General features: G+C 56.5%; 25 protein-coding genes and 2 pseudogenes. 3 read left to right on the top strand and 24 right to left on the bottom strand.

Annotation, left to right across the window (positions count from 1 at the left end):
• Positions 1-3: 3 nt before the first annotated feature.
• The 4 genes from AC1DUB_RS25670 to AC1DUB_RS25655 form a co-directional block, all read right to left on the bottom strand.
• Positions 4-375, bottom strand: coding sequence for a (2Fe-2S)-binding protein (locus AC1DUB_RS25670; protein ID WP_477731956.1), 372 nt, complete (start codon positions 373-375; stop codon positions 4-6).
• Between the two features lie 45 nt (positions 376-420).
• Positions 421-708 (bottom strand): FmdB family zinc ribbon protein, encoded by a 288-nt coding sequence (locus AC1DUB_RS25665; protein WP_477731955.1) that lies wholly within the window; start codon positions 706-708, stop codon positions 421-423.
• 13 nt (positions 709-721) lie between these two features.
• Positions 722-1,747 carry a Bug family tripartite tricarboxylate transporter substrate binding protein gene (locus tag AC1DUB_RS25660; protein ID WP_477731954.1) on the bottom strand — a complete coding sequence of 342 codons (1,026 nt, stop codon included), beginning with the start codon at positions 1,745-1,747 and terminating at the stop codon, positions 722-724.
• Between the two features lie 129 nt (positions 1,748-1,876).
• Positions 1,877-3,094: a M24 family metallopeptidase gene (locus tag AC1DUB_RS25655; protein ID WP_477731953.1), complete on the bottom strand. Its 1,218-nt coding sequence runs from the start codon at positions 3,092-3,094 to the stop codon at positions 1,877-1,879.
• Between the two features lie 450 nt (positions 3,095-3,544).
• On the opposite strand from AC1DUB_RS25655, the gene AC1DUB_RS25650 reads away from it, so the two are divergent.
• On the top strand, positions 3,545-4,456 hold the full coding sequence (locus AC1DUB_RS25650; RefSeq protein ID WP_477731952.1) for a LysR substrate-binding domain-containing protein: 912 nt from the start codon (positions 3,545-3,547) through the stop codon (positions 4,454-4,456).
• A gap of 122 nt (positions 4,457-4,578) precedes the next feature.
• Here the strand turns inward: AC1DUB_RS25650 and AC1DUB_RS25645 are convergent.
• Positions 4,579-4,824 (bottom strand): annotated as a pseudogene (locus AC1DUB_RS25645) (DUF3363 domain-containing protein); the annotation flags it as partial.
• On the opposite strand from AC1DUB_RS25645, the gene AC1DUB_RS25640 reads away from it, so the two are divergent.
• Positions 4,760-4,897, top strand: a complete 138-nt coding sequence (locus AC1DUB_RS25640) for a hypothetical protein (RefSeq protein ID WP_477731972.1) — start codon at positions 4,760-4,762, stop codon at positions 4,895-4,897. The pseudogene AC1DUB_RS25645 and the gene AC1DUB_RS25640 sit on opposite strands and share 65 nt — an antisense overlap.
• 84 nt (positions 4,898-4,981) lie before the next feature.
• On the opposite strand, the pseudogene AC1DUB_RS25635 reads toward AC1DUB_RS25640, so the two are convergent.
• The 10 genes and pseudogenes from AC1DUB_RS25635 to AC1DUB_RS25590 form a co-directional block, all read right to left on the bottom strand.
• A pseudogene (locus tag AC1DUB_RS25635) lies at positions 4,982-5,095 on the bottom strand (DUF3363 domain-containing protein); the annotation flags it as partial.
• A gap of 124 nt (positions 5,096-5,219) precedes the next feature.
• A complete protein-coding gene (panD, locus tag AC1DUB_RS25630) occupies positions 5,220-5,603 on the bottom strand; it encodes an aspartate 1-decarboxylase (protein ID WP_477731951.1) in 384 nt (127 codons plus the stop codon).
• A 650-nt stretch (positions 5,604-6,253) separates the two neighbouring features.
• Positions 6,254-7,213, bottom strand: coding sequence for a glutaminase (locus AC1DUB_RS25625; protein ID WP_477731950.1), 960 nt, complete (start codon positions 7,211-7,213; stop codon positions 6,254-6,256).
• Between the two features lie 2 nt (positions 7,214-7,215).
• Positions 7,216-8,286, bottom strand: a complete 1,071-nt coding sequence (locus tag AC1DUB_RS25620) for an NAD/NADP octopine/nopaline dehydrogenase family protein (protein WP_477731949.1) — start codon at positions 8,284-8,286, stop codon at positions 7,216-7,218.
• A gap of 163 nt (positions 8,287-8,449) precedes the next feature.
• Positions 8,450-9,610 (bottom strand): NAD(P)/FAD-dependent oxidoreductase, encoded by a 1,161-nt coding sequence (locus AC1DUB_RS25615; protein WP_477731948.1) that lies wholly within the window; start codon positions 9,608-9,610, stop codon positions 8,450-8,452.
• Positions 9,607-11,007, bottom strand: coding sequence for an FAD-dependent oxidoreductase (locus AC1DUB_RS25610; RefSeq protein ID WP_477731947.1), 1,401 nt, complete (start codon positions 11,005-11,007; stop codon positions 9,607-9,609). Before AC1DUB_RS25610 ends, AC1DUB_RS25615 begins: the two co-directional genes overlap by 4 nt.
• Positions 11,004-11,390: a (2Fe-2S)-binding protein gene (locus AC1DUB_RS25605; RefSeq protein WP_477731946.1), complete on the bottom strand. Its 387-nt coding sequence runs from the start codon at positions 11,388-11,390 to the stop codon at positions 11,004-11,006. The genes AC1DUB_RS25610 and AC1DUB_RS25605 overlap by 4 nt, the downstream gene beginning before the upstream one ends.
• A 292-nt stretch (positions 11,391-11,682) precedes the next feature.
• A complete protein-coding gene (locus AC1DUB_RS25600) occupies positions 11,683-12,882 on the bottom strand; it encodes a M24 family metallopeptidase (protein WP_477731945.1) in 1,200 nt (399 codons plus the stop codon).
• A 243-nt stretch (positions 12,883-13,125) separates the two neighbouring features.
• The gene (locus AC1DUB_RS25595) at positions 13,126-14,037 is read right to left on the bottom strand and encodes a LysR family transcriptional regulator (protein WP_477731944.1); all 912 of its coding nucleotides are present in this window, start codon (positions 14,035-14,037) and stop codon (positions 13,126-13,128) included.
• Between the two features lie 434 nt (positions 14,038-14,471).
• A complete protein-coding gene (locus tag AC1DUB_RS25590; protein WP_477731943.1) occupies positions 14,472-15,443 on the bottom strand; it encodes a Bug family tripartite tricarboxylate transporter substrate binding protein in 972 nt (323 codons plus the stop codon).
• Between the two features lie 376 nt (positions 15,444-15,819).
• On the opposite strand from AC1DUB_RS25590, the gene AC1DUB_RS25585 reads away from it, so the two are divergent.
• Positions 15,820-16,311, top strand: a complete 492-nt coding sequence (locus tag AC1DUB_RS25585) for an Lcl C-terminal domain-containing protein (RefSeq protein ID WP_477731942.1) — start codon at positions 15,820-15,822, stop codon at positions 16,309-16,311.
• 170 nt (positions 16,312-16,481) lie between these two features.
• Here the strand turns inward: AC1DUB_RS25585 and AC1DUB_RS25580 are convergent, their stop codons facing one another.
• The 9 genes from AC1DUB_RS25580 to AC1DUB_RS25540 all read right to left on the bottom strand — a co-directional run.
• Positions 16,482-16,859 (bottom strand): LysR substrate-binding domain-containing protein, encoded by a 378-nt coding sequence (locus AC1DUB_RS25580; protein WP_477731941.1) that lies wholly within the window; start codon positions 16,857-16,859, stop codon positions 16,482-16,484.
• Between the two features lie 385 nt (positions 16,860-17,244).
• A complete protein-coding gene (locus tag AC1DUB_RS25575; protein WP_477731940.1) occupies positions 17,245-17,469 on the bottom strand; it encodes a DUF3363 domain-containing protein in 225 nt (74 codons plus the stop codon).
• Between the two features lie 203 nt (positions 17,470-17,672).
• Positions 17,673-17,828: a hypothetical protein gene (locus AC1DUB_RS25570; RefSeq protein ID WP_477731939.1), complete on the bottom strand. Its 156-nt coding sequence runs from the start codon at positions 17,826-17,828 to the stop codon at positions 17,673-17,675.
• A 103-nt stretch (positions 17,829-17,931) separates the two neighbouring features.
• Positions 17,932-19,326 (bottom strand): L-serine ammonia-lyase, encoded by a 1,395-nt coding sequence (locus tag AC1DUB_RS25565; RefSeq protein WP_477731938.1) that lies wholly within the window; start codon positions 19,324-19,326, stop codon positions 17,932-17,934.
• Entirely contained in the window at positions 19,317-20,411 is a 1,095-nt protein-coding gene (locus tag AC1DUB_RS25560; RefSeq protein WP_477731937.1) for an NAD/NADP octopine/nopaline dehydrogenase family protein, read from the bottom strand. Before AC1DUB_RS25560 ends, AC1DUB_RS25565 begins: the two co-directional genes overlap by 10 nt.
• A 208-nt stretch (positions 20,412-20,619) precedes the next feature.
• Positions 20,620-22,020 (bottom strand): FAD-dependent oxidoreductase, encoded by a 1,401-nt coding sequence (locus tag AC1DUB_RS25555; protein WP_477731936.1) that lies wholly within the window; start codon positions 22,018-22,020, stop codon positions 20,620-20,622.
• On the bottom strand, positions 22,017-22,313 hold the full coding sequence (locus AC1DUB_RS25550) for a (2Fe-2S)-binding protein (RefSeq protein ID WP_477731935.1): 297 nt from the start codon (positions 22,311-22,313) through the stop codon (positions 22,017-22,019). Before AC1DUB_RS25550 ends, AC1DUB_RS25555 begins: the two co-directional genes overlap by 4 nt.
• Positions 22,294-23,421: an NAD(P)/FAD-dependent oxidoreductase gene (locus AC1DUB_RS25545; RefSeq protein ID WP_477731934.1), complete on the bottom strand. Its 1,128-nt coding sequence runs from the start codon at positions 23,419-23,421 to the stop codon at positions 22,294-22,296. The genes AC1DUB_RS25550 and AC1DUB_RS25545 overlap by 20 nt, the downstream gene beginning before the upstream one ends.
• Positions 23,422-24,403: 982 nt before the next feature.
• On the bottom strand, positions 24,404-24,841 hold a 438-nt coding region (locus AC1DUB_RS25540; RefSeq protein WP_477731933.1), incomplete at its 5' end, for a LysR substrate-binding domain-containing protein.

The raw sequence follows: 24,841 nt of genomic DNA, 5'->3' as shown, positions 1-24,841 counted from the left end.
CTCTCAAGTGCCATGGTGGACTCCCGCGGCTTGGGCCTGCGCCAGTGCAAATTCCACATCGTCGGAAGAATCAAACATTTCAGGCAAACTGTCCTGCGTGCAGATGGCCATGCCGGCCTGCAGCGGCACCAAGCAGCTTTGGCGGTTGGGTGTATCGTCGATCGTCAGCAGGCACTCGAAGCACACGCCCATCATGCAGTACGGCGCGCGGCCGCTGCCTGACACCGGAGAGTTACGAAAGCGCTTGACGCCGGCGGCCATCAATGCGGCTGCCACGCTAGAGGCCGCGGGCACTTGTAGCGGCTGGCCATTGAAGGTAACCGCTACGGTCTTGGTGGTGCCATCCATCGGTTGGAACAGGGGTTCAGTGGGCATAACGGGTCGGTAGTCGGAAATCAGGAAGCCATTTGGCAAGGTTGGTCAGGGGCTTTTTTGAACCCCGTTGAGTGGACTGCAGCACGGACATTGCATGCCATGCCTTGCTGCCTGCACCTTCGCCATTTTTGGCAAACCATCCCGCGACGGATGGCTGGCGATGGCGTCATAGGCGCTTTGACGCTTGCTTGCGCCAAGGTACGCAGGCGAGCTCAATGCCTTGGGTGACACGGAACCACACCGCGGACAGATCCCTGGATCGTTGAACTCGGTGAGGGGCCGTAGCGCGCTGAACGGCCCACAGGCCGTGCAAGCATATTCATACAGTGGCATCAGGCTTTTCGATTTACTGCATCTTGATGCCGGCATCAGTGAGGATCTTGCGCCACTTCTGGATGTCGTTTCGGACGCGGATGGTAAATTCACTTGGACTGCTCGCCACCACGGAGAAGCCTCCGGTCTCAAGCCTCTTAATGGCGCCCGGATCATTCAACGCCGTCTTGAGGTCTGCAGCAATCTTTTTGACGATCGCAGGCGGCGTTCCTGCCGGCGCGAACAAGCCAAGCCAGACGTCAGCGTCATAGCCCGGATAGCCGGATTCTGCGACCGTCGGAACCTCGGGGATCAACGCATTCCGTTTCGGGCTTGTGATGGCCAGAGCGCGCAGCTTTCCATCCTTAACAAAGGGAATGGCCGCTGGCAAATCGTTGAAACCACCGTCCAATTGCCCAGCTACGATGTCGATCAACGAGACGCTGCTGCCCTTGTAAGAGATTGGCAACACCATCTTGACGCCGGCACGCGCGGCCAGAAGTTCCATCGCCATGTGCGGCGCCGTGCCTTGGGTGCCGTCGTAGGGAATGTCGCCATTTTTTGATTTCGCGTACGCGACAAACTGGCTAAGTGATTTCGCCGGAAGGCTAGCGGGTACCACCAGCACCAGAGGCTGGGTGGCCACCTCGGATACCGCGACGAAGTCGCGTTCGACGTCGTATGGCAAGGTGGGCCTGTAGGTTGGCGCGACGGCGTGGGTGGAGGCCGTGCCCAACAGGATCGTATACCCGTCGTTTTTGGATTTCGCGACACTATCGGAACCGATGGTGCCGCTGGCGCCGGCGCGATTGTCGACGACGACCGACTGATTCCAAACCGCGCCGAGACGATCGGCCACGATGCGCGCCAGCATGTCCGTCCCACCTCCTGCGGCAAATGGCACGACAAGTTTCACTGGCTTATTTGGGAACGCCTCTTGAGCCAAAGCGCTCACCGCCGAAAACAGGGTAAGTCCCATGACGAGAAGAGTTGCACGGATAGGCTTCATGTAATTGTCTTTCTGGTTGAATGCGGATTGGTGACGCTGCTTGTCATACATTTTTAGTCTCCTAAGTGTTGTGGCGGGGTGAAGAAAGGTGGAATGCGGGGAATGCGATCGACACGACGGCGTGCCAGTGCGAGCCAATTTGGCTGTGAATGTCCCGCTGCGGGCCAGGATTTCGCATGGTCAACTCAAATCTCGTACATCACGGGGCGTACGAGTCAGCAATTCGTGGCCAGATTCCGTGATGAGGTAGGTGTCTTCGACATGGATGGCAAACCCTTGGTAATAGATGCTGGGTTCGACCGTGACGACCATGCCAGGAGCCAGCGGTGTTTTGTCTCCTGCTCCGATCTCCGGCCTCTCCACAGCATCAAGCCCAACGCCACGTCCCGTACGGTGCACGAAAGTTTCGCCAAGACCAGCTCGATCAAGAATTTCGCGAGCGATCAAGTCTGGCTGTTCGGCAGCGATCCCTGGCTTCAGAACTTCGAGAGCGGCGTCGTACGACTGGTTTACGATTTCGTAGATATCTCTTTCAGCCTGCGTGAGCGGCCGCAAGGCGGCATTCCGAGCAAAGCCAATTCGATAGTTGTGCAGTTGGGGAACTCTGCAAAAATCAAGAAGGACGACATCGCCCTCAGAAAGTAATCGCGTTGACGCAGGGGCATGCACCATATCAAGCCGTTCACCCGAGGTGATGATTTGTACGGCCTCGCTGATTGGGTGGTCCAGCGGCATTTCGCCGGATTCATTGGCGATCATCCATTCTGCAGACAACCTCGTCGCCTCCTCCCGACCTTTTAAGGCGACCTCATACTCACGCACTCCAGCGTGGATAGCATTCAGTTCGACCTCAAGTTGCGCGACAGCCATGCGACCGCTGGTCCGCATAATCTCGATTTCCTCCGGCGACTTGATCATCCGCAGCGCTTCGATAACGTAACTCGCGTCGCTAAATTCGATGCCCGCGAACTGTCCGGAAAGCATGCCGAACAGCCGTGCTGAGATGAAGCCGAGCTCGAGGCCAAGGCGACCGCGGTGCAGGCCTTTTTCAGTGAGCACGCGATCGAGAAGCGCCAAGCCTCCGAATACCTCGCTTGTCGAGGGAGCCCATTCCACGTGGTGGCGGACATCCTGGATCCAGCTGCGACGCTTCGCAAAGTTAAGCTCGATCTTTGGCGTGATCAGGACGACATCGCCGTGCCGGGGAACAATTACCGCGATCAGCCTTCGAGGCATCGCGTACTCTGTTCTTGTGCTGTAGCCCCAAAAGCCAGAGAGATATCGGACGTGCTCGGGCTTGATCACCACTAACCCATCCAGGCCATCTTTCTCCAGCTGCCTCTGCACGGCAGAAATTCGCGACTTGTACGTAAGGGGATTCACTTTGAGCCTTTTCAAAACTTATATGCTTGTTCGATTTTGTGATTGAGCGCGGGCGGCGTCCAATCAAAAATATTCGAAATGTCCATGTCTAAATGTTATGAATTTCGATCAGCGCTACGAATCTGCTCTAGAGCGCCGGCGCACAGCAGCGCGATCGGCCCGTAATGGGCGAACGCCCCCGTTCTGCAGGTAGTGAACATGGCGGTCGTTACGTAAGCGTTATCCATTTCACCGACTGTTCGTCGATGTGTTGCACGCCGCGTTTGCTGTTGGCAGGCGGTAATTTGCGAAATTGCTAAAGTGGGTTGGCGTATCCGAGCACAGGTATCACATATTTGGTTATGACGACAAATAGGCGATACCATGCGACAACTCTCTCTGTATGAGTGTTAAATTGGACGTTTCGGATATACAGTTTCTATATAAATCTATAACATTAGAGTATGGTCTCAAAGGGGTCTGCACTTGCGCCTTCGACAACTTGAAGCCTTTCGCGCGGTAATGCTCTGCCAGACGGTGACGCGTGCAGCCAGCATGCTGTGCATCTCACAGCCGGCAGTTACCCGTCTGCTCGCCGACTTAGAAGAGAGCGTAGGTTTTCCGCTTTTCATGCGCAGCAAAAGGCGCTTGCATCCCACGGCCGAAGCTCACCTGCTGTACGAAGAGGTAAATCGATCATTGATCGGTGTAGAGGCCATTGCGCGCACGGCGCACGCAATCAAGACACAGCAGCGAGGGAGGCTGCATGTTGCTGCGCCGCCTTCGATCGCGCTGTCCTTCATGCCGAGAGCGATCGCAGATTTCCTGAAGGAATCCGGTGAGATCAAAGTCACGCTGGGGATATACGATTCGCGCACTATCGTGGACATGGTGATTAGCCAGCGCTGTGACGTGGGGATCGTCAACCTCTCGATCAGCAATACCGGGACACATGGAGACAGCCTGCTATCGATCGCGCACATGTGCGTCGTTCCCGTGGGCCATCGTCTGTCGAGCCGTGAGGTTGTCATTCCAGCGGACATTGAGGGTGAGGTCTTTCTTGCGCACCCTACCCATCTGGGTACGCGGCTGCTGATCGACGCCATGTTCGCGGCTCACGGCGTGAAGTACAAGCCAGCCCAGGTAGAGACTCAGACTGCGGCCGCGCTTTGCTCTTTGGTGGCCGCAGGCCAAGGCATCACACTGGTCGATGCAATCACGGCGATGGAATACAAGGGAGGCGACTTGCGCTTCATTCCCTTCGAGCCATCGGTTCCACTGGAATTCTCGGTGCTGACCCCTTTACAGGCTATGCCGCCCAAGCTGGTCGAGCCATTTATCGCGCATGTGCGTAAGTTTGCGATCGCCCAGCTAGATCCTCGGTTGGTGATGAGATAGCCGACGGGTAGGGGCCACGCGAGATTAAGGAATACCGTGTCCCCGTTCCCACCCGAGCGTCCAAGTGACACCGCCGCCCCGAACAACCGCCGTGATGCTCTGACCCTCCGCCACGGAACCAGACTAAAGCCATCCAAAAGTGCGTAGCGGCCGCTTGCGAGGTCAACGCTGCGACGATATACGCCACCAACATGTTCGCCGTCCTGCGTCGATCGATAGGTGAGGCCTGTCTGCTGCTGCATGGTCTTGCCTGCAGCAGAGAGGTCGCGGTCCCGCAGAGTTGTCAGCAGGTTGCGAACGAGGATGACCCGCTGGCCTTGGCGTTCCGCCAGCCACCAGGAAGTCCAGGCGCTGTGCCACAGCCCCACGCACCTGCGCGCCGAAGCCCTGGACCGCTGGCTGCTGGCCTTTGGCGTTGGCAACCACGAGGTCCCTATCTAGTGGACTGTAACGATTGAATCGGAAGCACTCTACACGGGAAAAGTTCACTCTCTTTTCTCCGTTACAGGCCACTAGCCACGTTGCGCCCATCGCCCTGACCTGCTGCTCGATCGGCATGTGTGAGCGCAGCTCGACGACGGGCCCAGCGACCCTTTGCGCATCATGCTGCTGAGCCCTTCGCAGCAAATCCGGCGGCACAGCCTAGGTGCCCTCGCCCACGCGCTGCTACGACGGCCAGATTAGGGGCAGCCAAACACGGCACCAACCCCAGCCAGACTGCGCTGGATCAGGAAGCTGGCCGGCAGGCGGCCGGCCTGCATCATCACAAGCGCTGGTTAGGACCCTGGTGAGGTAACTCGGTTTGCCGATTCTTGTCGTCGACAAACACCAGCCGAGGCTCATGCCCTGCCACCTGGTCGTTGCGGACCCGAGCAAAGGCAGCAATGATGACCAAATCGCCAGTAGATGCGCGACGTGCGGCCGAGCCGTTCAGCGAGATCATGCCGAAGCCGCGCTCACCCTTGATGGCGTAGGTGACAAAGCGCTCGCCGTTGTTGGTGTTCCAGATATGGATATGCTCGTACTCGTCGATATTGGCCGCGTCGAGCAAGTCTTCATCGATGGTGCAAGAGCCCCCTCCATAGTGCAGTTCGCAGTGGGTTACTGCGACGCGGTGGATCTTGGATTTGAGCAGCGTGCGGAACATGATGGGTCGGGCTTGTTAGTCAATGCTTCAGTCTGGCAAGCCGGAGCCTGGTCGGCAAAAGAAGCGCATGTACCCCACCCTCGAGTCAGAACAGGAAACTCCTGGAAAAGTGTGTCATTGTCGCCTTGACGGACTCGAAGCTCCCGCAGACATTGAAGTAGTAAGGCCATAGGTTGATCTTTAATAGGCTTAGGAGACTGCCGAATTACCTGCTGCGCCAGCGCAGGTAATTCGAAGCGGTTTATTTTTGCGCTTCCGTTTCGTATTTTTGGACTTCAGTGCTTCTTTGAGCTGTTGCTATCGGTGTGGTGCTCTCCTGCAGCTTTTTCATGCCTCACTGGCCCTGCATGCGGATTTGCCCCAAGGTGCGCATACCAACATGGGTTCGCCGCGCGCATACGGTGGACGCCATCCTCGGCTCACCTGGATCTCAATTCAAGATGGGATGGCCGGACGCTGACCGTTGAACTGCGAATCATTGCACGGTAAGAATCATGGGGGACGAGAAAAATTGGCCATATAGCATCGACATCGAGGCAGATCATAGTTTTTCCTCCTTGATAATTTTCTTCCAGCTTGGTCACGAGCATCTTTGTGCCCTAGCCAAAAACGGGGGGCTTAAGCTGTTCAGTCGCGACGCCAAGCGGATATCACAGTCTCGAAGATCCCCATTTGGCAGGCGTGGCTAGTACTGACAACCCAGTATGTTGTGCGAAGAGTTCGATTGCACGGCCGGCGGCGAGGCTATTGCCGTTTTCGTCGAGACCGGGCGACCATGCGCACAAAGTGCCAATGCCAGGGACGACGGCCACAATGCCGCCCCCGACGCCGCTTTTCATGGGCAATCCAATGCGTGCAGCAAAATCGCCTGCAGCGTTGTACGTTCCGCATGTCAGCATCAAGGCGGTGACGGTATGGCGCTGCGCGGCGGACAGCCCGTCACGGGTACCGTGAGATGAAAGACCCTCGACTGTTGCCAATGGCAGCGCGCTTCGGGCAATCTGGCGACAACTCATGGTTAGAGCGCACTGCCGACAGTAGGTATCAAGCACCAAATCGACGGAGTTGTCGATACGACCGTAGCTCTTAAGCAGATAGGCGATGGCGGCGTTGCGGTGACAGGTTTCCCGCTCCGATTGCATCACAGCATGATCAATGTCCACACGCTCATCACCTGCGCGTTGTCTCAGGGTTTGGAGCAGCGCGAGTTCAGGTTGGGCGAACCTAGAGCAGAGAACATCAGTGATGACGAGCGCACCTGCATTGATGAAGGGGTTCCGCGCCGCACCCGCTTCCTGGTCGACTTGAACCAGTTCATTGAATGGCTTCCCGGACGGCTCCTTCGCCACCCGGTTCCACAAATCATCTCCCACGCGCTCGAGAGCCAGCACGAGAGCAAAGAGTTTGGAGATGCTCTGAATCGAGAACGAAACGTCAGCGTCGCCACAAAATGCCTCCTGACCATCGAGTGAAACAAACGCCATACCGAATTGCATTTTGTTCACTCTCCCCAACTCCGGAATGTATATGGGGAGCTGACCCTGCGACAGAAGGGGCCGCACCTGCTTGGCTATTTGGGACAACAGGCTCGTGACATCGGTAGCCACCATGTCTAGAATCCGATGCGCGTAAGGCGCTGCAATTCCGGGGCTGACAGTCGCTCTAGGTCAAGCTCCGGCAATAAGTCATTTTCCTCCGCAAAATTTCGTCCATACGCAGCGGAAAGAATTGCCATACCGGATTCGTGTAAGGTGGCCTTGTGGTCAGTGAGCTGTCCAAGAAGTACGGTAGGCAGGAGGCCGAACGGCACATCTTCCAGAACATAGCGGCTCTCCACGGTCTTAGGTCCGGACACTCCCAATCCTTGGCGGTGCCTTTCCTGACTCATTGCGGCGACGCTGCCCATGGGGAGGTTATACGAAAGCGAGACATGCTCCTGAACCGTCCTTACCTCGAGGTCAAAGGCCCTGGCGATGGCAAGCCGTTCGACGTCCAGCGCCTCGATCAGACGCCCCACAGCAGGCGTAGTGTTGCCAGCCTGACTCCACTCCTCGGCATGTTCCATACGTGTTAGGTTTAGCAACGCGATCCCGAGATGACTTTGAGGGTTCAGATTGCTTAGGGCGATCGCGAGTAGACCATCCCGCTTCACAAACCGGTCACCAAATAGACGCGAGCAAAGAGCGTGGCCCTGATCCATGGAGCTGGCCGGGAGCGTCGCCATGTCGACCTTCAGTCGTATGGCTCCAACGTGCACCGCGGTTGAACTCAGCTGTCTTCCGGTGGAGATGGTTGATGCAAGCGCAATGATCGGCGCTTGGATGCCTCGCGCCCCAAGCCACTTGTTTAAGTACAAGGCGCCGAACGAAAGATGCGAGCTGATAATTATGGGCTGACACTTTTTTATGTGGGGCACTGCGGCGTCGAATGCGAGCTTGTGCCCATTTCCGGGGAGGGCGAATATGACCACATCAGCTGTAACAACGGCTTCGGCAACGGAAGATGCGATGCTAGGCCTATAGCTGCCAGTGATCGCGCCGCTGGCCACAAGCGGGTGACCCGCCGCCAGGTTAACCGTTCGCTTGCCAGATGGCGACCAAATCCACACTTCATGTCCTGCCTTTTCCAGCAATGCCGCCGTGGCATATGCAATGGCACCTGCTCCTAAGATACTGACTCGCACCAAGCAATTCCTTTCTGGGTCTTCAAGTTCTGGTGGGACACGCTTCTCGTCGATGTCATGTGACGGAGAGGGGTGACATCCGCCACTTACTTACACACATATCAACACGTTCGCGTTGAGCGAGAGGGACAGGAGCACAGCAGGAGTAGAACCATGCCGCGCATCAAACCGCGAGCGCGCTTGAGGAAGCGATCATTAATCTTTGTGCGTTCAACGCACCGATGGCACGCCGCGTTGAGCCGGTCACAATCAGATCAGCCAGCGTTGCGCCGACGACGGGCACCAGTTCAAAGCCATGGCCCGAGTACCCAAAGGCATGAAATACCCCGGGGGCATTCACTGCAGGCCCTACGACGGGAAGAAGGTCAGCGGTTTTTGCCTCCAACCCAGACCAGACACGCACCATCCGTACATCGCGTACACAGGGGAAGAGGTCAGTCGCCGCGCGCGCGCCTTTCGAAAGAACACCCAGCCGGACGCCGGTGGACTCACCATCCAAGTCAGGGACGCCTTGCAAGCCCCCGCCGATCACAAGAGTTCCCTGATCCGACTGCTTGAAAGACAGGGAGCGCCCCATGACTGACACCACCGGCCTGACCAACGGGGCAAGCCGCTCGGTGACGATCATCATGGAGGCTTTGGTGCCAAGCGGAATCTCGTCTCCTACCATCGCCGCAATGCGACCGGCCCAGGCGCCCGCCGCATTCACGACGAGCGGAACGACGATTGAAGCGTGTTGGCCGGTAACAGCCGGTCCCTCCAACTGAAGAGCCCAATCCTGGCCGGCTCGCTCGATGTCCCGCACACCACACCCCTCGCGTATAACGGCGCCCGCCACTTCAGCGCTGCGCCTAAATGCCGCGAGAGTCCGATGAGGATCTGCCGCCCCGTCACCGCGTGAAATAGATGCGCCGATGCAGTGCCTGCTAATTGCCGGAACAAGCCTGCGTAACTCATGTCTGTCGATGATTTCTTCATGCTGGTAGCCCATGCCGGTCAGGGTCCTAACGCGTTGTTGGAGCTTCAACAAGTTTTCCGACTGTTCCGCCACACATATCTGGCCGAAGGCCTGGAAGCCACAGTTATCGCCAACTAGCAAGGCTATCCTGTGCCACATTTCCATTGACTCAAGAGCAAGGTCCAGCTCTGACAAATCACGATTGAGTGTCCGCACCCCGGCGGCCGTGGCACCTGATGCGTGCCTGCCAACCCAAGCTCGCTCGAGAACGATGACGCGCTTGCCGGCGCGGCACAAATGCATAGCTGCGGATAAGCCGTGTAAACCACCACCGATGACTGCAACGTCGAAGGCACGCTTGGTCATGCGGAATCACCCACGCTGTCCAAGGAGGCCAGCTCAGCGAGAGTCAGCGGCTTGAGTGGCGGTCGCGCTCGGTAGATCCCGATTTCCTCAACCGGCCTGCCATGCGATGCGGCCAGAATGTGAGCAATGGTGTAGCCACACTGCCTGCCTTGGCAAGGGCCCATTCCCGCTCGAGTTAGTGATTTGGTTTGGTTTGCATCGGGTCGGCTTGTCTTTGCGGCAATACGAATTTCGCCGGCGGTGAGCTCTTCGCACCGACATACAACAGTGTCATCGGGTGGCGAAAACAATTCCGCACGGGGAGGATACATGGCGTCGAGCAGTGGTCGGATTGCCAGTTCGCTCGCCAACTGCCGCCGCATTGGCTCCGCAAGTAGGTTCGCTGCACCTTCGTCCAGTTTTCCTGCGCGGATGGCAATGCCGAGTGCGGCCAATGAGCCACGTATACAGGCGACTCGCGCCCCACCGATTCCCGCGCCGTCTCCGGCCACAAAAACTCCGGGCTTGCTCGTTTCCCCCCACCCGTCAACGGTCGGTGCGAAGCATTGCTGGGCGGGATTCCAAGTGTGGTCGCACCCCAGGGCCTGCGTTATGTGGATTGATGGTATTACACCTTCATGGATCAGTAAGAGGTCAGCAGCAACCTGTCGCGACTGACCGCTCGAGGTCTGATATGACAGGTGCCATAAACGATCGGCGCCGTGCGCACGCAGTTGAGTGACGCCGCGAACAATTGGGAAGCCAGCGCGCCGTAACGTGCGAGTCCACCCGAGTCCTTTGAGAATGTCTCTCCAAGCACGGAGAGCCGCCCATGCATGTGGAATGGCGCGACGCCAACCATCCACAGGTGCTGTATCAAGCCAACCAGCAATGCTACCGCCGGCGCGCAGTAACTGCACCATGTAGAGTAAAACGAGGGGCCCGCTCCCGGCAATCCAGACAGCTGTTTGTGGGATCTCTCGGGCGTTCTTCAAAAGAATCTGCGCTGCGCCCACGGTAAGCACGCCAGGCAGCGTCCAACCAGGAAATGGGTTCGGTCGCTCCTGCGCTCCCGTTGCCAGAAGGACATTGGCGGCTTGAACGCATTCCGCTCGGTGYGTTCGACTCATGTAGATCTGCCAGCCGGGTTCTATTTGCCAGACCTGGGTGCCTGGCTCATAGATCGCACCGCAAGCGCGGAATGCCTGCGCTACCGAAAGTCCGGCGGAATATTCGGCGCCAAGTAACGCACCGACGGGAGTGCCGACTCTCGTCTCAATCGAACGCCAGATCTGGCCGCCCGGTGTAGATTGATCATCCACCACCAGAACGGTGAGACCTAGTGCACAAGCCTGCAACGCTGCATTCATCCCCGCTGGGCCGGCACCAATAATCACCAGGTCGAAAACGCGATTCATGGAATCACCGCTCGCATCGAAGGTTCGACCTGAATATCGAAGTCGTTGGGCGCCGCATCCTGGGCGGAGGACCAAGTGACCTGCCGACGCCCGTGCTGACGCTCTACGCACATGCCTTGCTGCACCTCGACGAGGCAAGTTTGCGTTGATGCCACACCATCAACAATTGCCAAGCATTCAAAGCACACCCCCATCATGCAGTAGGGTGCGCGCGAACTACCCTTGACTGGAGTTGTCCGCGAAAGAGGCGGGTCAAGACGCAACAGCGCAGAAGCGACACTGTCGCCCGTTTCGGCGCGCACTGCTTGCCCGTCAATCGTTAGGCTCAGCCCAAGTGGCGCGCCGCCTAGGTCATCAAGCTTTCGAAACAGAGAGTTATCCATAATGGGGGTGTTGGTTCAAGTTACATTGGTGGGATCGAGGTTGAGAGCAGAGGTAGCAGTGCAGCGATGGGAACGCGAAAGCTACTAGTGAGACCTCATCACGACTCACATTGGGCCATTTACACACCCTGCGCGATTGGGTCGCCGAACCCATTTCGAAATAGGATGTGTTGGATTTGCTAGGCGCAAGCACTGGTCGACCCATCGCTTGCCGGCCGCGCTTTAACCTGGTACGTCGACACACCGGCGCAGCGCAATAGATGGTGCATGATGCTCGATCAACGGGGTTCTCTTAAATGCGAATCACGCCCTCGTGAATTGGCGTTAGTAGTTCAGGCTTTTCGTGCGTGATACGGAATGTGCTCTCAATACGCGATTGGTACCCATCCATGTAGATGGAAGGTTCGATCGACACAATCATGTCTGCCTCAAGCGTTTGCTTGTTGTCTTCTGAGAGTTTCATCTCCGTTTCTACGCCGAAAGTCCGCCCGCACCCGTGGACAATGTACGGGCCCAGACCGGCACTGACGAGCGTATCGGTGACAGCTTGGTTGACATCCGAAGCAACGACACCTGGACGGCACAGAAGTAGAGCCGCGTCGTACGACTTCTTGACGATCGCATCGATATCCTCTTCTGTGGAGGTCAACAGGCGCTGCGCAACAACCCGCCCGAATCCAGTGCGAACACCCAAAAGGAACGGCACTCGGCACAAGTCGATCGCCACAAGATCAGAGGGCTCAATCATTCTTGTCGAAGCGGTTCCGTGGGCACGGTTAAGTCGCGAGCCTGAAGTCAGTAGCTGTGCGCTCATGCCGATTGGAGAGTCGACGTAGTGCTTGTTGGGTGTCTCGGACTGGATGCAGGCGGCACAGGCTTTCACGTTATGCGCCCACCCTTTCATGGCAACCTCGTACTCGCGATATCCGCCCTCCTTGATGGCCGCTACTTCAATTTCAAACATTTGCGCGGCGAGGTGTCCAGACGCGCGATGGAGCCTGATCTCAACAGGGTCTTTGATGGCCCGATGTCGCTCGATTGCTTCACTACTTTCGACTAGGCGAAATCCTTCAAGGCCCTCCTCCAGTGCTCGAAATGCCTTGGCAGTGAGATGGGCCTTCTCAACGCTAACGGGTCCGTTCTGGGCACCCAACCGAACGAGAAACTCGCGGACGATCCCCCATGCGTCTTTACGCTCCCCAGGTACGCTTACTTCAACATGATGCTCAATATGAAGAGCTAGACCATCAGTAGCTGCCTCTGCGAACGTACGCTCAATTTTTGGCACTACTAGCAAGGGCTGACCCTGTTGAGGCACAACGAAACACAGCAGTCTTCTTGGTTCGAAATATTCGGCTCTGGCCGCATACCCCCAGAAGCCAGTCAGGTACCTGACGTTTGCGGGGAGCATCACGATGGAACAGCCAATGCCTTCAGCTTGGAGGCTGTCCTGATAGCGCTTGATGCGCTTTTGATGATCAAACACGTACATTGCGTCTCCTTTTGCGATTAGTTAAGCCACACCGTTAATTCCGCCTTGCTCATGCGCCAACGGATGGCCACAAATCCAGTTGCGTGTCGCCGTCACTGACCGTCATTAGCGGCTGTAGGCGCAAGAAGTGCGTGATTGATCTGGCCGGAACAGAGCTAACTACGGAAGTCGGTTATGGAATCGATACAGCCATGGTATGTAAATGAACCATATAAATCCATACCTCATGGCAGTCTGATTCATTCACTCGGCGCATGCATTCCTGGTCGCAAGAGCTGCTGACTCAAGGTAGTTCACCAAGTCTTTGGCTTGCGCGCTGAGTCGGGTGTCGCCCATTGCCACAGCCTGCACCCTGTAGGCTAGCGCGGGGCTAAGGGGCAGCGCCATGCCGCCACGAGCGCGATGAAGATTTCCCGTGAATGGATCAACGACGGAAATCCCACCTCCACGCATTACAAGCTCACTGCATGAAAGTGATTGTGATGCCTCAGCCATAATTTCGATTTCGACATTTGCGTCCTTCAACATCGTTTCCAGCCGCTTCTGAAGCGTGCCCGTCAGGGCCACAAAAGGCCGTCCGCTCAACTGCTGTAGCTCTACGTGTTTCCATTCACTAGGTAACCCTCCAGGCGCAGCTATGCACATGCAGTCCGCTGTGAATTCAGCTACGTTTTCCACCTCGCCGACCGCAAGCCCGTGGGCGGCGAAGCCAACGTCTGCCTTCCGATTTAGGACGCTTCTCACGACTTCGATTGATGACGCGATGTCCAATGTCACCAAAACATTCGGATACTTGAGACGCAAAAATTCGATTGCTTCAGGGATGATCGAGTGGGCAATGGCGGGTATCGCGCAGATTGAAAGCCGTCCCATACGCTGTTTTCTCATCTGCTCGGCAAACCTGCCGATGTCCTCAAGTCCTAGAAAAGACTGTTGAACCTTTGTCATAAGAGCAAGCGCTTCTTCGGTCGGCCTTACAGTTCGTCCGTGCTTGACGAAAAGTTGAAAGCCAACCACTCGCTGCAGCTCAGAAATCAATCTGCTCACCGACGACTGGGAGGTTCCTAAGGCGTCAGCGGCTGCGCTGATTCCACCATTCATAACGGCAGCGCGGAATACCTCGAGCATTTGCAATGTGAGCGCTTGTCTCTGCATAAAAGACCTCCGTTGTCGGGCGATTGTTGGCGTTCGTGCATAAAGCCTGACTGACGAAATCTCGGTGCTAGTCTCCTGCAAACTTCGCCTCTTCGACCTAACCGTTTTTTGGTCAGGACTTCTAGATTATGTAGGCCGCAGGTTTCTGGCGATGCACGTTTACTCGCGTCCCACAGATGCCCGGGGGATTACCAGACTTACGCATGACAGCGCATTCGCTGCTGACCTCTACTCAAAATCAGCAGCTCCGGGCTCAATGGCGCGTTTTGTTCGCGTGGAGGCAAGGGAACGAAGCCATCCTTTGTCTTCTAGTGGTAAGACACTAGAAGCGGGCAAGTTGGTCAAATCTCCCCAAAAATACGCAAGACAAGAGACCTTACGCAAATCATTTGCCCGACTAACAATTCCTTTCACCGGCAAGGCGTCTCTGCTAACTACTCGACCTTGATATTTGCATCGACGATAACTTTGCGCCATTTTTGAATGTCATTCCGGACCCGGATCGCGAATTGGCTCGGATCGCTCGTAACTATGGTGAATCCGCTCTCTTCGATTTTTTTACGAGCACCCGGCTCAAACAGCCCTTTTCGCAAATCTGCGCTGATCTTGTTCACAATGTGCGGCGGAGTGCCGGCAGGCGCGAAAAGCCCAAGCCAGACATCGGCGTCATACCCCGGATAGCCCGATTCCGCTACAGTGGGAACTTCGGGCAGCAATGGGATTCTTTTTGCGCTACTTACGGCTAGTGCGCGCAATTTTCCCTCTCGAATGAATGGAAGAGAAGGCGAAACGTCATTAAAGCCCGTTTGCAATTGCCCGGCTACCAAATCGATCATCGCGGGCGAGCTGCCTTTATACGCAATTGGCAACATCTTTGTTCCGGCGCGTGCTGCTAGTAGTTCCATTGCCATAAATGGCGCCGCCCCTGGGGTTCCGTTGTACGCGAGATCTCCTGGTTTTGCCTTTGCAAATGCAATAAGTTCACTCAGTGACTTCACAGGGACGCTGGGATGAACAAGTAGCACCAAGGGACTTGTGGCCACCTCAGAAATAGCAACGAAGTCACGCGTAATGTTATAGGGCAACCTGGGATTCAGCGTCTCCGCGACTGCATGAGTCGATGCCGTGCCCAATAGGAGGGTATACCCGTCATTTTTTGATTTTGCAACGAAGTCCGATCCGATGGCGCCGCTCGCGCCAGCGCGATTGTCAATAATCACAGACTGATTCCACACAGCACCGAGGCGTTCTGCCACTACGCGACCAAGCAGGTCTGTCGCGCCCCCTGCAGCAAAAGGCACTACGAGCTTAACTACCTGTTTGGGATACGCCTCTTGAGCGGTTGCGCTCAGTCCTGTGGAAAGTACGACTCCCATGGCGAGGAGGATTACACGGATAGGTTGCATATGAATTCCTTTTGAGAATGATTAAGGGTAGTGTTGTTCCGTCAGCTTGTCCGGCATGTCTCTCATGAGATCACGCGAGTGGATGCGATTGAGGAGTCGCCTCGCCAGTTTGAACTGTTGTTGCGCCTGGTAAATATTACGGAGTAATGAACATATAACCTATGTCTATTGCGGGAGGATTCATCCATAGATGTCATACGTCCTGCGCATTCCATGCGACCACAATTGCTTCCGGCGGTGACCAGAAACGAAAGCGGTGTGCTCTCCGCCGTAGGTTATGGCCTAACGCAGATCCTCAAGTATTTACACAATCTGGATTTGCTGTGCTTACTGCATTCAGCGCAACCACAGAAGCTCCCGCGTAAAGGAAAAAATCATGCCCTCACCTTTTAGGTATCTTTCGGTTGCCGTAAGCGCAGCTGTTTTCCTGTCAGCTAGTTTTGTCCAAGGCGTTCAAGCGCAGGAGCGCTACATCGCGTCTGCTGACGGCCAGGAGATTACGGACAACAAGACGGGGTTGATATGGAAGCGATGCGCTGAGGGAATGACGTGGAAGGTTAAGGTTTGCATTGGTCAGGCGCTTTTTTTTAACCAGCCTGATGCCGCGGTACGCGCAAAGGCAAGCGGTGGGGAGTGGAGGCTTCCGATATTGAAAGAGCTCTCAAGTATCGTTTCGGTGCGTAATGCTCAGGATGGAAAGGCTGCGATCGATCCCGGCGTCTTCCCCAGTACACCTGTCGCGCGCTTCTGGACGGCGAGCAGTACCGCGCAAGGATATTTCACGTATATTGGCTTTAGCGATGGTACGGCGGGCGAAAGTCCACGGGTCGCGCCAGGAGCGGTACGACTGGTGCGGACGGGCAGATAGGCGACCGCGAGTCAGCATCGGCGATCGGACGAATCGAAAGTCTGCGCCAACTGCGCCTTCAAGGAGCTACGAGTGCCTCATTCTTATCCCAAGCATTCACAATGCTCAGCGCATGATCAGACTGTGATTGAACCGAAGATTCACGGATTTGGCTCACCGCGCCAGATTTACTAACCAAACATTTCGGCTGCAGCAGCCCTCAGACACTTGATGAAGTTCTTACAGGCTGGATTTACGTCTTTGTCCGCGCGTATCGAGAAGCCAACATCTCCAAAATTAACCGTGTTGGGTAGATCTAAAGAGACGAATAAACCCGCTTCTACGAACTGTAACGCGGCCGCCCGCGGCATTAAAGCAATTAAGTTGCCCTCGAGCAACAAACCAATATTGGTTAGCATCGACAGCGATTTCACGTGATTCGGCGGAAGCGGAAGCCCCTCGCTATAGAACATTCTCTCCACAGCGTTATGCGTGTAAGACTCATTGAGTGGAAAAATCCATTCCTCATGAATCAGATCGGCAAGTTTCAGATCTTTCTGTCCAACCATGGGATGGCTCAGGCGACTCGATAGCGGGCAGAGACCGGGTGTCCTGAAGTTCGGGACACCCAACGTTGGGAAAGCAATCAAATTCCATTCGCACGTAGATGCGAGCAACTTTTGCCTTCGCCGGCGCCGACCGGATGCAAGACCGACACTGGGTCCTTTGAAACTTTCGAACAGCATTGGGGCAGTCTCGCCGGATCTCTCACTCCAACGCTGCCGCCACCTATCTAACCCCTCGCCATCGGTGAGAGGAGTACGGATATAGGAAGGCCAGGTATCGAACAGGAAGTCTTGCCCACCTAGTGAGCTTTGAACTTGGGCTTAGCACCCCTATCACAAGCGACCTTGTCGCACGATGTCAAATGGCTACTCCATGACTCCGGCCAACCTACCAAGTGGCAGTCCGGCCGTTCACCATAGCTGACATCTCTTGTCCTACCCGGTGCTCAATTACACTGCGCCAAGGTACAAGGCTGAAACTCTTGCCATCGTCGAGGACGGCGTAACGGTCGCTCGCAACTGACGACTCTGTCGCGCCTTTCTTCAATGGCTGCGTCAGCGGGCATGTTGGAGCCTCAACTTTGCCAAGTCGCTCGTGAAAAACGCAGCACATTCTTCCTCCCCACGAGCTTTTCCAGGACCCGCTTCAACACCGCCTCGAACCACTCAGTGCCTTTGCATCGAGGAGCGAGAACCAGTCGGTTCCCGCACGATGGTCAGTGGCTAGTAGCGGAATGGAACTGCCTCTCGCATGGGAGTCGAAACGTGAATCATTCAGGTTGGCGCGCCGGCTCGAACGGACGATGCGCATGCTGCTCAATTGATTATCAGCATCTTCTCAGGACAAAGAGGCGTCAGGAACTCGACGCCGTTTTCGCGCACATATATGCATTTCTCGAACTGGAAGACACCTCCGTCACGCTCGAGCTTCGGCTCGACGTGGAGAATGACAGAAAAATTCACGTCGTTCATTTGAACTCCCATTTTTAGTATTCCCTTCCAACGTGGTTTGCGGCCTCTGCGTGCCTCAGCTCAACAAATATGTAACTTTTCTCGGTTGACGCGCCGTCCGCAATCAACACTCAACAACGTTCACCGCGAGACCGCCGCGAGACGTCTCTTTGTACTTGGTCATCATGTCGGCACCCGTCTCGCGCATAGTCTTGATCACTTTGTCCAGGCTCACGTGGTGCGTCCCGTCGCCATGCAGTGCCATGCGTGCGGCGTTGACGGCCTTGACTGACGCAATTGCATTTCTCTCAATGCATGGGATCTGTACCAAGCCGCCAACTGGATCGCATGTGAGCCCAAGATGATGTTCCATGCCGATCTCGGCGGCGTTCTCAATCTGTTCAGGCGTCCCGCCCATCACGGCGCATAGCGCAGCCGCGGCCATCGAGCATGCCACTCCCACTTCACCTTGGCATCCCACTTCGGCCCCCGAGATAGAAGCGTTTTCCTTGTAGAGGAGACCGATCGCGCCTGCCGTGAGCAGAAAGTCAATTACGCCGGCGTCACTGGCACCGGGCATGAACCCGGCGTAGTAATGCAATACTGCAGGAATGATGCCCGCGGCGCCATTTGTCGGCGCTGTGACGACACGACCACCAGACGCATTTTCTTCGTTGACTGCCAGTGCATACAAGTTGATCCAGTCCATCGCGCTCAGCGGGTCTAGTTTCGCACCAGCTTTAGGCGCCGCCGACAACGTCTGCTGTAATATGGCCGCCCTGCGACGAACTTTAAAGGGGCCAGGCAGTGTACCGTCAGCACGGCAGCCACGCGCGACACAATCTTGCATTACGGACCAGATGTTAAGTAGACCGCGATCAATCTCGGCGTCAGTCCGCCAGTACCGTTCGTTCCGTCGCATGATCTCTGCGATGCTGCAATGGTTTGTGCTCGCGATGGTCAGCAATTCATCACCGCTGTGGAAAGGGTGTGAAAGCACGGCGGCATCCCGCGCGATGGTCTTGTGTCGAGACCCATCATCGGCCACTTCTTCGCTCACGACAAATCCGCCACCCACTGAGTAGTATGTATACGAGCACAGGAGCGCGCCCGATACATGAAACGCTGAGAACGTCATGCCATTTGCATGAAACGGCAGCGCCTTAGAAAGATAGAAGAGTACGTCGCGCTTTTCATCGAAAGCAACCGGGTGCGCTCCAAGCAAGTCGATTTGCTTGGTGACTCTGATCCGCTCAAGTATTCCTGGGATGTCATCAGGATCAATCGTATCGGGCTCCATGCCAAGCAAACCGAGCAGTACGGCAGTTCCACTGCCGTGCCCTTTGCCAGTCGCCCCAAGTGACCCGAAAAGCTCGCACTTTACGGCCGCAGTGGCCTCCAACATGTCTTGACTAGCTAGACGTTGCGCAAACATTCGCGCCGCACGCATCGGACCTACCGTGTGTGAACTGGAAGGACCGATGCCTATCTTGAACAAGTCGAACACGCTTACTGCCACACAGACTCCAAACTCGCTGCATCATTTACTCGGGCCAGCAATCCATCCACCGATTCGGACGACAATCCCAATTTCGAGATCAGGTCGTTTCCAGCGGAAAAGTCCTCGCCAACAACAAAACTTGACATGGCAATCAGCGCGGTCGTTACGGGGACGGAAACTCCGGCGATGTCGCCTAGCGCTCGGAGAAACACAAGTCCAAACGGAACATCCTCAGATAGATAGCGCGTCTCCACATCCGTCGGACCGGCAGGCCCGCCACGGCGCTTGTGCAGCTCAGCAGCAATATCCGCCAAGCTCGGCTCATTGACATTGAACGATCGTGATAGATGTTCGCTGACACTTGGCACGCTGATTCCGAACGCGTTTGCTATGGCTACGCGCTCAGCGTCCAGCTTCTCAATGACCATGGAGACGTGAGGAGTCATGTAGTGATACTGGGGCCAGCTCTCCCCACGCTCGATGCGTGTCCAATTGAGCAGTGCCAGCGGTACGTGCGAGATGGGATTGGAGTTGGCCAGCGTGCTCACCAGCGAGTTCTGCTCAGCAGTAAATACGTCTCCAAAGAGAGTTTTGCAAACTTCGAGTGCGCATGGAAGTGCGCACGGAGGCAGGCATGACACAGGAACAATTGCTCGCCTGGACGTGACATTGACGTGGGCTGCGTGCTTTCGACGTGCAGTCAGAACGGTCGTACCGAAACTTGCTACGCGAATGTTAAGACCGCGAGAAATGGCCGCCTCGAATAAATAGAGCGACGACAGAGACCCCATTGAACTCACGATCACCATTTGACCGGAATTCAAATGTGGCAAAAGCTCGTCCATGACCGTCTTGTGACCATTGATCGGCACTGCAATCAAGATCACTTCAGTGGTCGATACGAGTTCCTTCGCGCTCTCCACGCAGGCAACATTCATCGTCACATCTAGAAGCCCCGATGCACTCAGCGGTTCCCTACGCAAAGCGTCCGCGCTCCCTCGAGGAGACCAAACTGTCACGCTGTGACCAAATTTTGCTATCCATGCTGCGTAGGCGAGTCCGATGCCACCGGACCCAACGATTCCAACCTTTTCTTGGCGCAAGTTAACTTCCTTTCGGCATAGTTGCCATATTCGCTAGTGCCTTCTGCATCGTTCCCGTGCCTTCAAGATCGGGGAGATGCAGTCTTGGTTTGCCCCCCCCTTTTGGCAGGCAGGCGGGGCCACGAAGATGATCGCGGATTTGCCGCCGCGATACTTTAGATGCGAGCCCGGGTAGTGTGTCGGGGCGCGAACGCATAAATTGCAGGCGTCACGCCTTTTCTTCCTCGATGCGCATCGACGCCAGCTCACCCAATGTCACCGGCTTTAAAGGCGGGCGGACTCTGTAAAACCCAACCTCAGATACGGGACGGCTCTGGGCTGAGGCCACAATATTCGCCACGGTGTAGCCACACTGTCGCCCTTGGCAAGGGCCCATTCCAGCTCGGGTCATCGCCTTTATCTGATTTAGCCCTGGCGCGCCGATGGTGGACGCTCTTCGGATATCGCCGGCCGTAAGTTCCTCGCACCTGCATACGATGGTGTCGTCGGATGGACAAGCGATCTCTGCACGCGGCGGATACAACGCGTCCAGCATAGGACGCAGTCGCAGAAGTTTGTCAAGTTGAATACGAAGTGGCCTCGCTTCGTCAGCCACCTTTTTCAACGAGATCCGGTCAGCGCGCCACCCGATTCCCAGGCCGACCAGTTCGCCACGGACGCAAGCGGCTTTGGCGCCGCCGATCCCAGCACCATCGCCCGCGACATAGACGCCTTGTACAGTGGTTTGCCCCCACTCGTCTAGAACTGGAGCAAGACACGCTTGCTGAGCATTCCATTGGTGAGCGCAGCCCAATGCGTGCGTCATGTGGATAGACGGAACAACGCCCTCATGAGAAAGCAGCACACTGGCCTTTACACGCCGCGTATCGGCACCGACCTGCGTAAACTCTAGTTCCTGAAGGCGCCCATCGCCATGTGCGCGAAGGGACGTTACGCCACGGATTCGCCGAACGCCTGCACGCCGAATTTCACGCATCCACACCAAGCCTTTGCGAATCTCGGCCCACTCCAGAAGCGCTCTACCGGCCCATGGCAGCGCACGTCGCCATTCGTCCCGGGGGGAGGTGTCCAGCCAACCTGCGATTTTGCCGCCAGCACGAAGCAGTTGCGCCATGTAGAGAAGTGGCAAAGGTCCGCTGCCCACGACCCAGACCGGTTCTGAAGGCACTTGGCGTGACGTCTTCAGCAAGATTTGAGCTGCGCCTACTGTAAGGACGCCAGGCAATTCCCATCCCTGAAAGGGAGCGGGTCTTTCCTGCGCGCCCGTGGCGATAACGATATGGTTGGCATGCATCGTTTCAACCTGACCGTCGCGCTTCGTGAAGACGCTCCATCCGGGTTCAATCTGCCAGACTTGAGTATTTGACTCGTAGCCTGCTCCGCAGGCTCGGAATCGCGCAACCAACTCTGCACCTGCTCGATATTCGTCGCCAAGCAGGGCCCCCAACCTCGTTGTTGCTACGGCCTCCACCGCACGCCAGATTTGACCGCCAGGAGCGGGCTGCTCATCCAACACCATTACCGAAAGGCCGAGTCCACTCATGCGAATAGCAGCGCTCATGCCCGCGGGACCGGCTCCGACAACTATTGCGTCAAATTTTCGAGTCATGACAGCACGCTCCGACGGCCGAACTGCCGTTCGACCCTCATGCCTGGCTGCACCGCAACCAAACAAGATTGCGTCGACGCCACACCATCCACGATGACCAGACAGTCAAAGCACACACCCATCATGCAGAATGGAGTACGTGGGGTTTCACGTACAGGGGTGGTACGGCTAGCCAGGCTCTGTTGCCGCAAAAGAACTGCCGCAACGGTCTCCCCCGATTCCGCCTCTACGGGTTTGGCGTCGATGTAAATCGTCAGCGTCGATTTGCCAGGCTCATGCAACTTTTTGAACATTAAACCGCTCGTGGTGAAAAAATTTGAGATTGCTGGATAGTGAACCGGAGACCAGCGCCTGGGCATATTCACCCGCGAAGATGGACGCCAGGGTCACACCAGAATGGCAAGTGACAATGTCCGCGCCGGGATGGGTATCAGAGCTTGCAAACACTGGACTTCCATCCGGCGTCATGATTCGCAAACACGACCACTGGCGAACCACCTTTGCTTTTGCCAGATCCGGCAGGATGCGCACTGCCCGGCGAGCCAAACGCGATGCGGCAACAGAGGTCGTAGTCAGGTCGTATCCAACCTCCTCTTGTGTTGCGCCAATCATGACAGTGCCCTCAGCGGTCTGGCGAAGACCGCTGTTCGGCAACGGCAGAAGCGGCGCCAGACGCTCGGTCACAATCAGTTGACCGCGCTGCGGTCGCATAGGCACGTGAAGACCGACCATTGGCCCCAGCTTGGCTGAGCCCAGACCCGCAGCGACAACTACGCGCTCGCCACGCGCCCGGTAGGAGCCGGCAGTCACCTCAAAGCCACCGCCCCGCAGCTGGTCAATAGCGGTGACCTGATGGTTGCTTCTTAGGTGCCCTCCTCGTCGCAGGTATGCGGTTTGCAACGCTGCCAACAGGCGCAGAGGATTGACTGCACCATCCAGCTCCCCGAAGCTCGCTCCGACAACCTCATCACCGAGCCGCATTGAGGGAAAGCGCCGGCGGAGTTCGTTGCGGTCCAGCATGCGCGCCAGTGGCGGGTATTCCGGAGTCTGAGCGTTCCATCTGTTCACTAAAGCGGCTCGTGCCGAGAATTCTCCCTCTCCGAGACAGAAGACCAAGCCGCCAGCGCGCTCGTATGCGAGCTCAATGCCGCTGTCTGCCTGCAAGTTCCTTGCGAGTTCCGGCCAAGCCTGCGCGGCCTGGATAGACAGCCTTTGATAGGCGGGATCCCCCAACCCCTTACCTTGGACCCAGACCAAGCCGAAATTCGCTTTAGCCGCTCGGAAATCCGTGTCGGCGCCATCCAACATCAGCACCCGTCGGTTCATTCCGGTTAGTCCATACCCGACCGCGGCTCCGACCATGCCAGCCCCGACCACAATCACGTCATAGTCATGCTGCATACCGGAACCCACCTGCAACGCACCCACCGCCTGAGTACGTGATCGCGGAGATGTAAACGTCCATTGCGCGGCCGTTGAGAAAATGTGATGCGTGAGAATTCTTGCTCTTGTTTGGCATCAGATATTTTGCGAATTGAATCATAGGTCAAGCGTACTGGCGATACTGCGCACCTGTCCAATCGCATTATTGGAGGTACATATGCTTGGACCTTATGCTCAGTCCTCGCATGGCGCGAGTTGGTGTAGCCACAAGGTCGGTCATTTCGAGACAGACCAACGCGATGAGCTAGATGTGCTCAAGAACGATTGCTTTAAGCGAGCTACCGCACGGGCGAATTCCCTGGTACCGAATGCCGACGTCGCAGCCGCTCGATGACCGCTTAGCAGGGGTGGCCCACCATTCAATGCTGTCGCCAAGTTCGGCGCTAAGTTGGCCTGTTGACGTGATATCGCCGATCCTCAACCGTGGACAGAGCGTTATTACGGTCCGACGTGGTACGACTACTTGCGCCAGCGAGCAGTTCGACGCACTCGGATAGCTCCATGGAACGGAAGGGTATCAACTTCCATATCGGCTCTGGACAGGCGCGCTTTCGCCGCATACTGGAGCGCCCTTCGGCCAAGTTCATGCGACGATACCCCGCGTCGCAGCTGCCAAGAAGAAAACCGTGATTCAACGAGACTTGTCGCTGCGCGATCAATCGAGCGTCCGCACGGATGAGCGCGCTAACCAAGTGCAGTCTGGTGCTGCAACCAAGCGATGACCGCCGCATGCTCTCCGGTAGTTTCGATCAACAGGGTCACGAGTCGCGTCAAACCCAGCCCGAAGCCGAACCTCCATGTTCATGCGTGGCAAATGGGTGATCGCTCCACAATCTCTGCATATGTTGCGGGCAATCGAGGTTTTAGTACAGTTCACATGCAGTTGGCGCGATGACGGAGAAACCAAATGCCTGCCGCTCCCGATCCGGATGCACTACAGTCATTGGGCAGCCCGCATGTGCGCCACCTCCTCCTTTAACGCCTTCATCGTTTCTGTGACCATCGCAAACGGGTCCCTCTTTGCCGGGAGCACGTACGCGAACTCATACGGAATTGACGGTCTGAGGGGCTTTACCACTACACCGGTTGCCATCGCGTCCTCGGCGGAGAATGGATCCACAATCGACAACCCCAGCCCGGCGCTGACCATTGCGCATGCAACGGTGCATTGCGGAGTCTGCGCCACGATTCTTGGAACCACCTGATGTGCTGCGAACATAGCGTCGATTCGAAGGTGCATGATTGTCGGCGAGACGGACACAAAGGCTTGTTCCGTGAAGTCTTTGGGCTCCAGAAAAGCGCGGGAGGTGAGCGGATGACCACTGGGCAACACCACGACGCAGGGTATCGTCTCAAGCTGCACGACAGAGACCAATGG

The sequence above is a fragment of the Polaromonas sp. P4_F9 genome, assembly GCF_056401235.1.
Note: the sequence above shows the minus strand (reverse complement) of the source record. Positions and strands in the feature narration are given on the sequence as shown.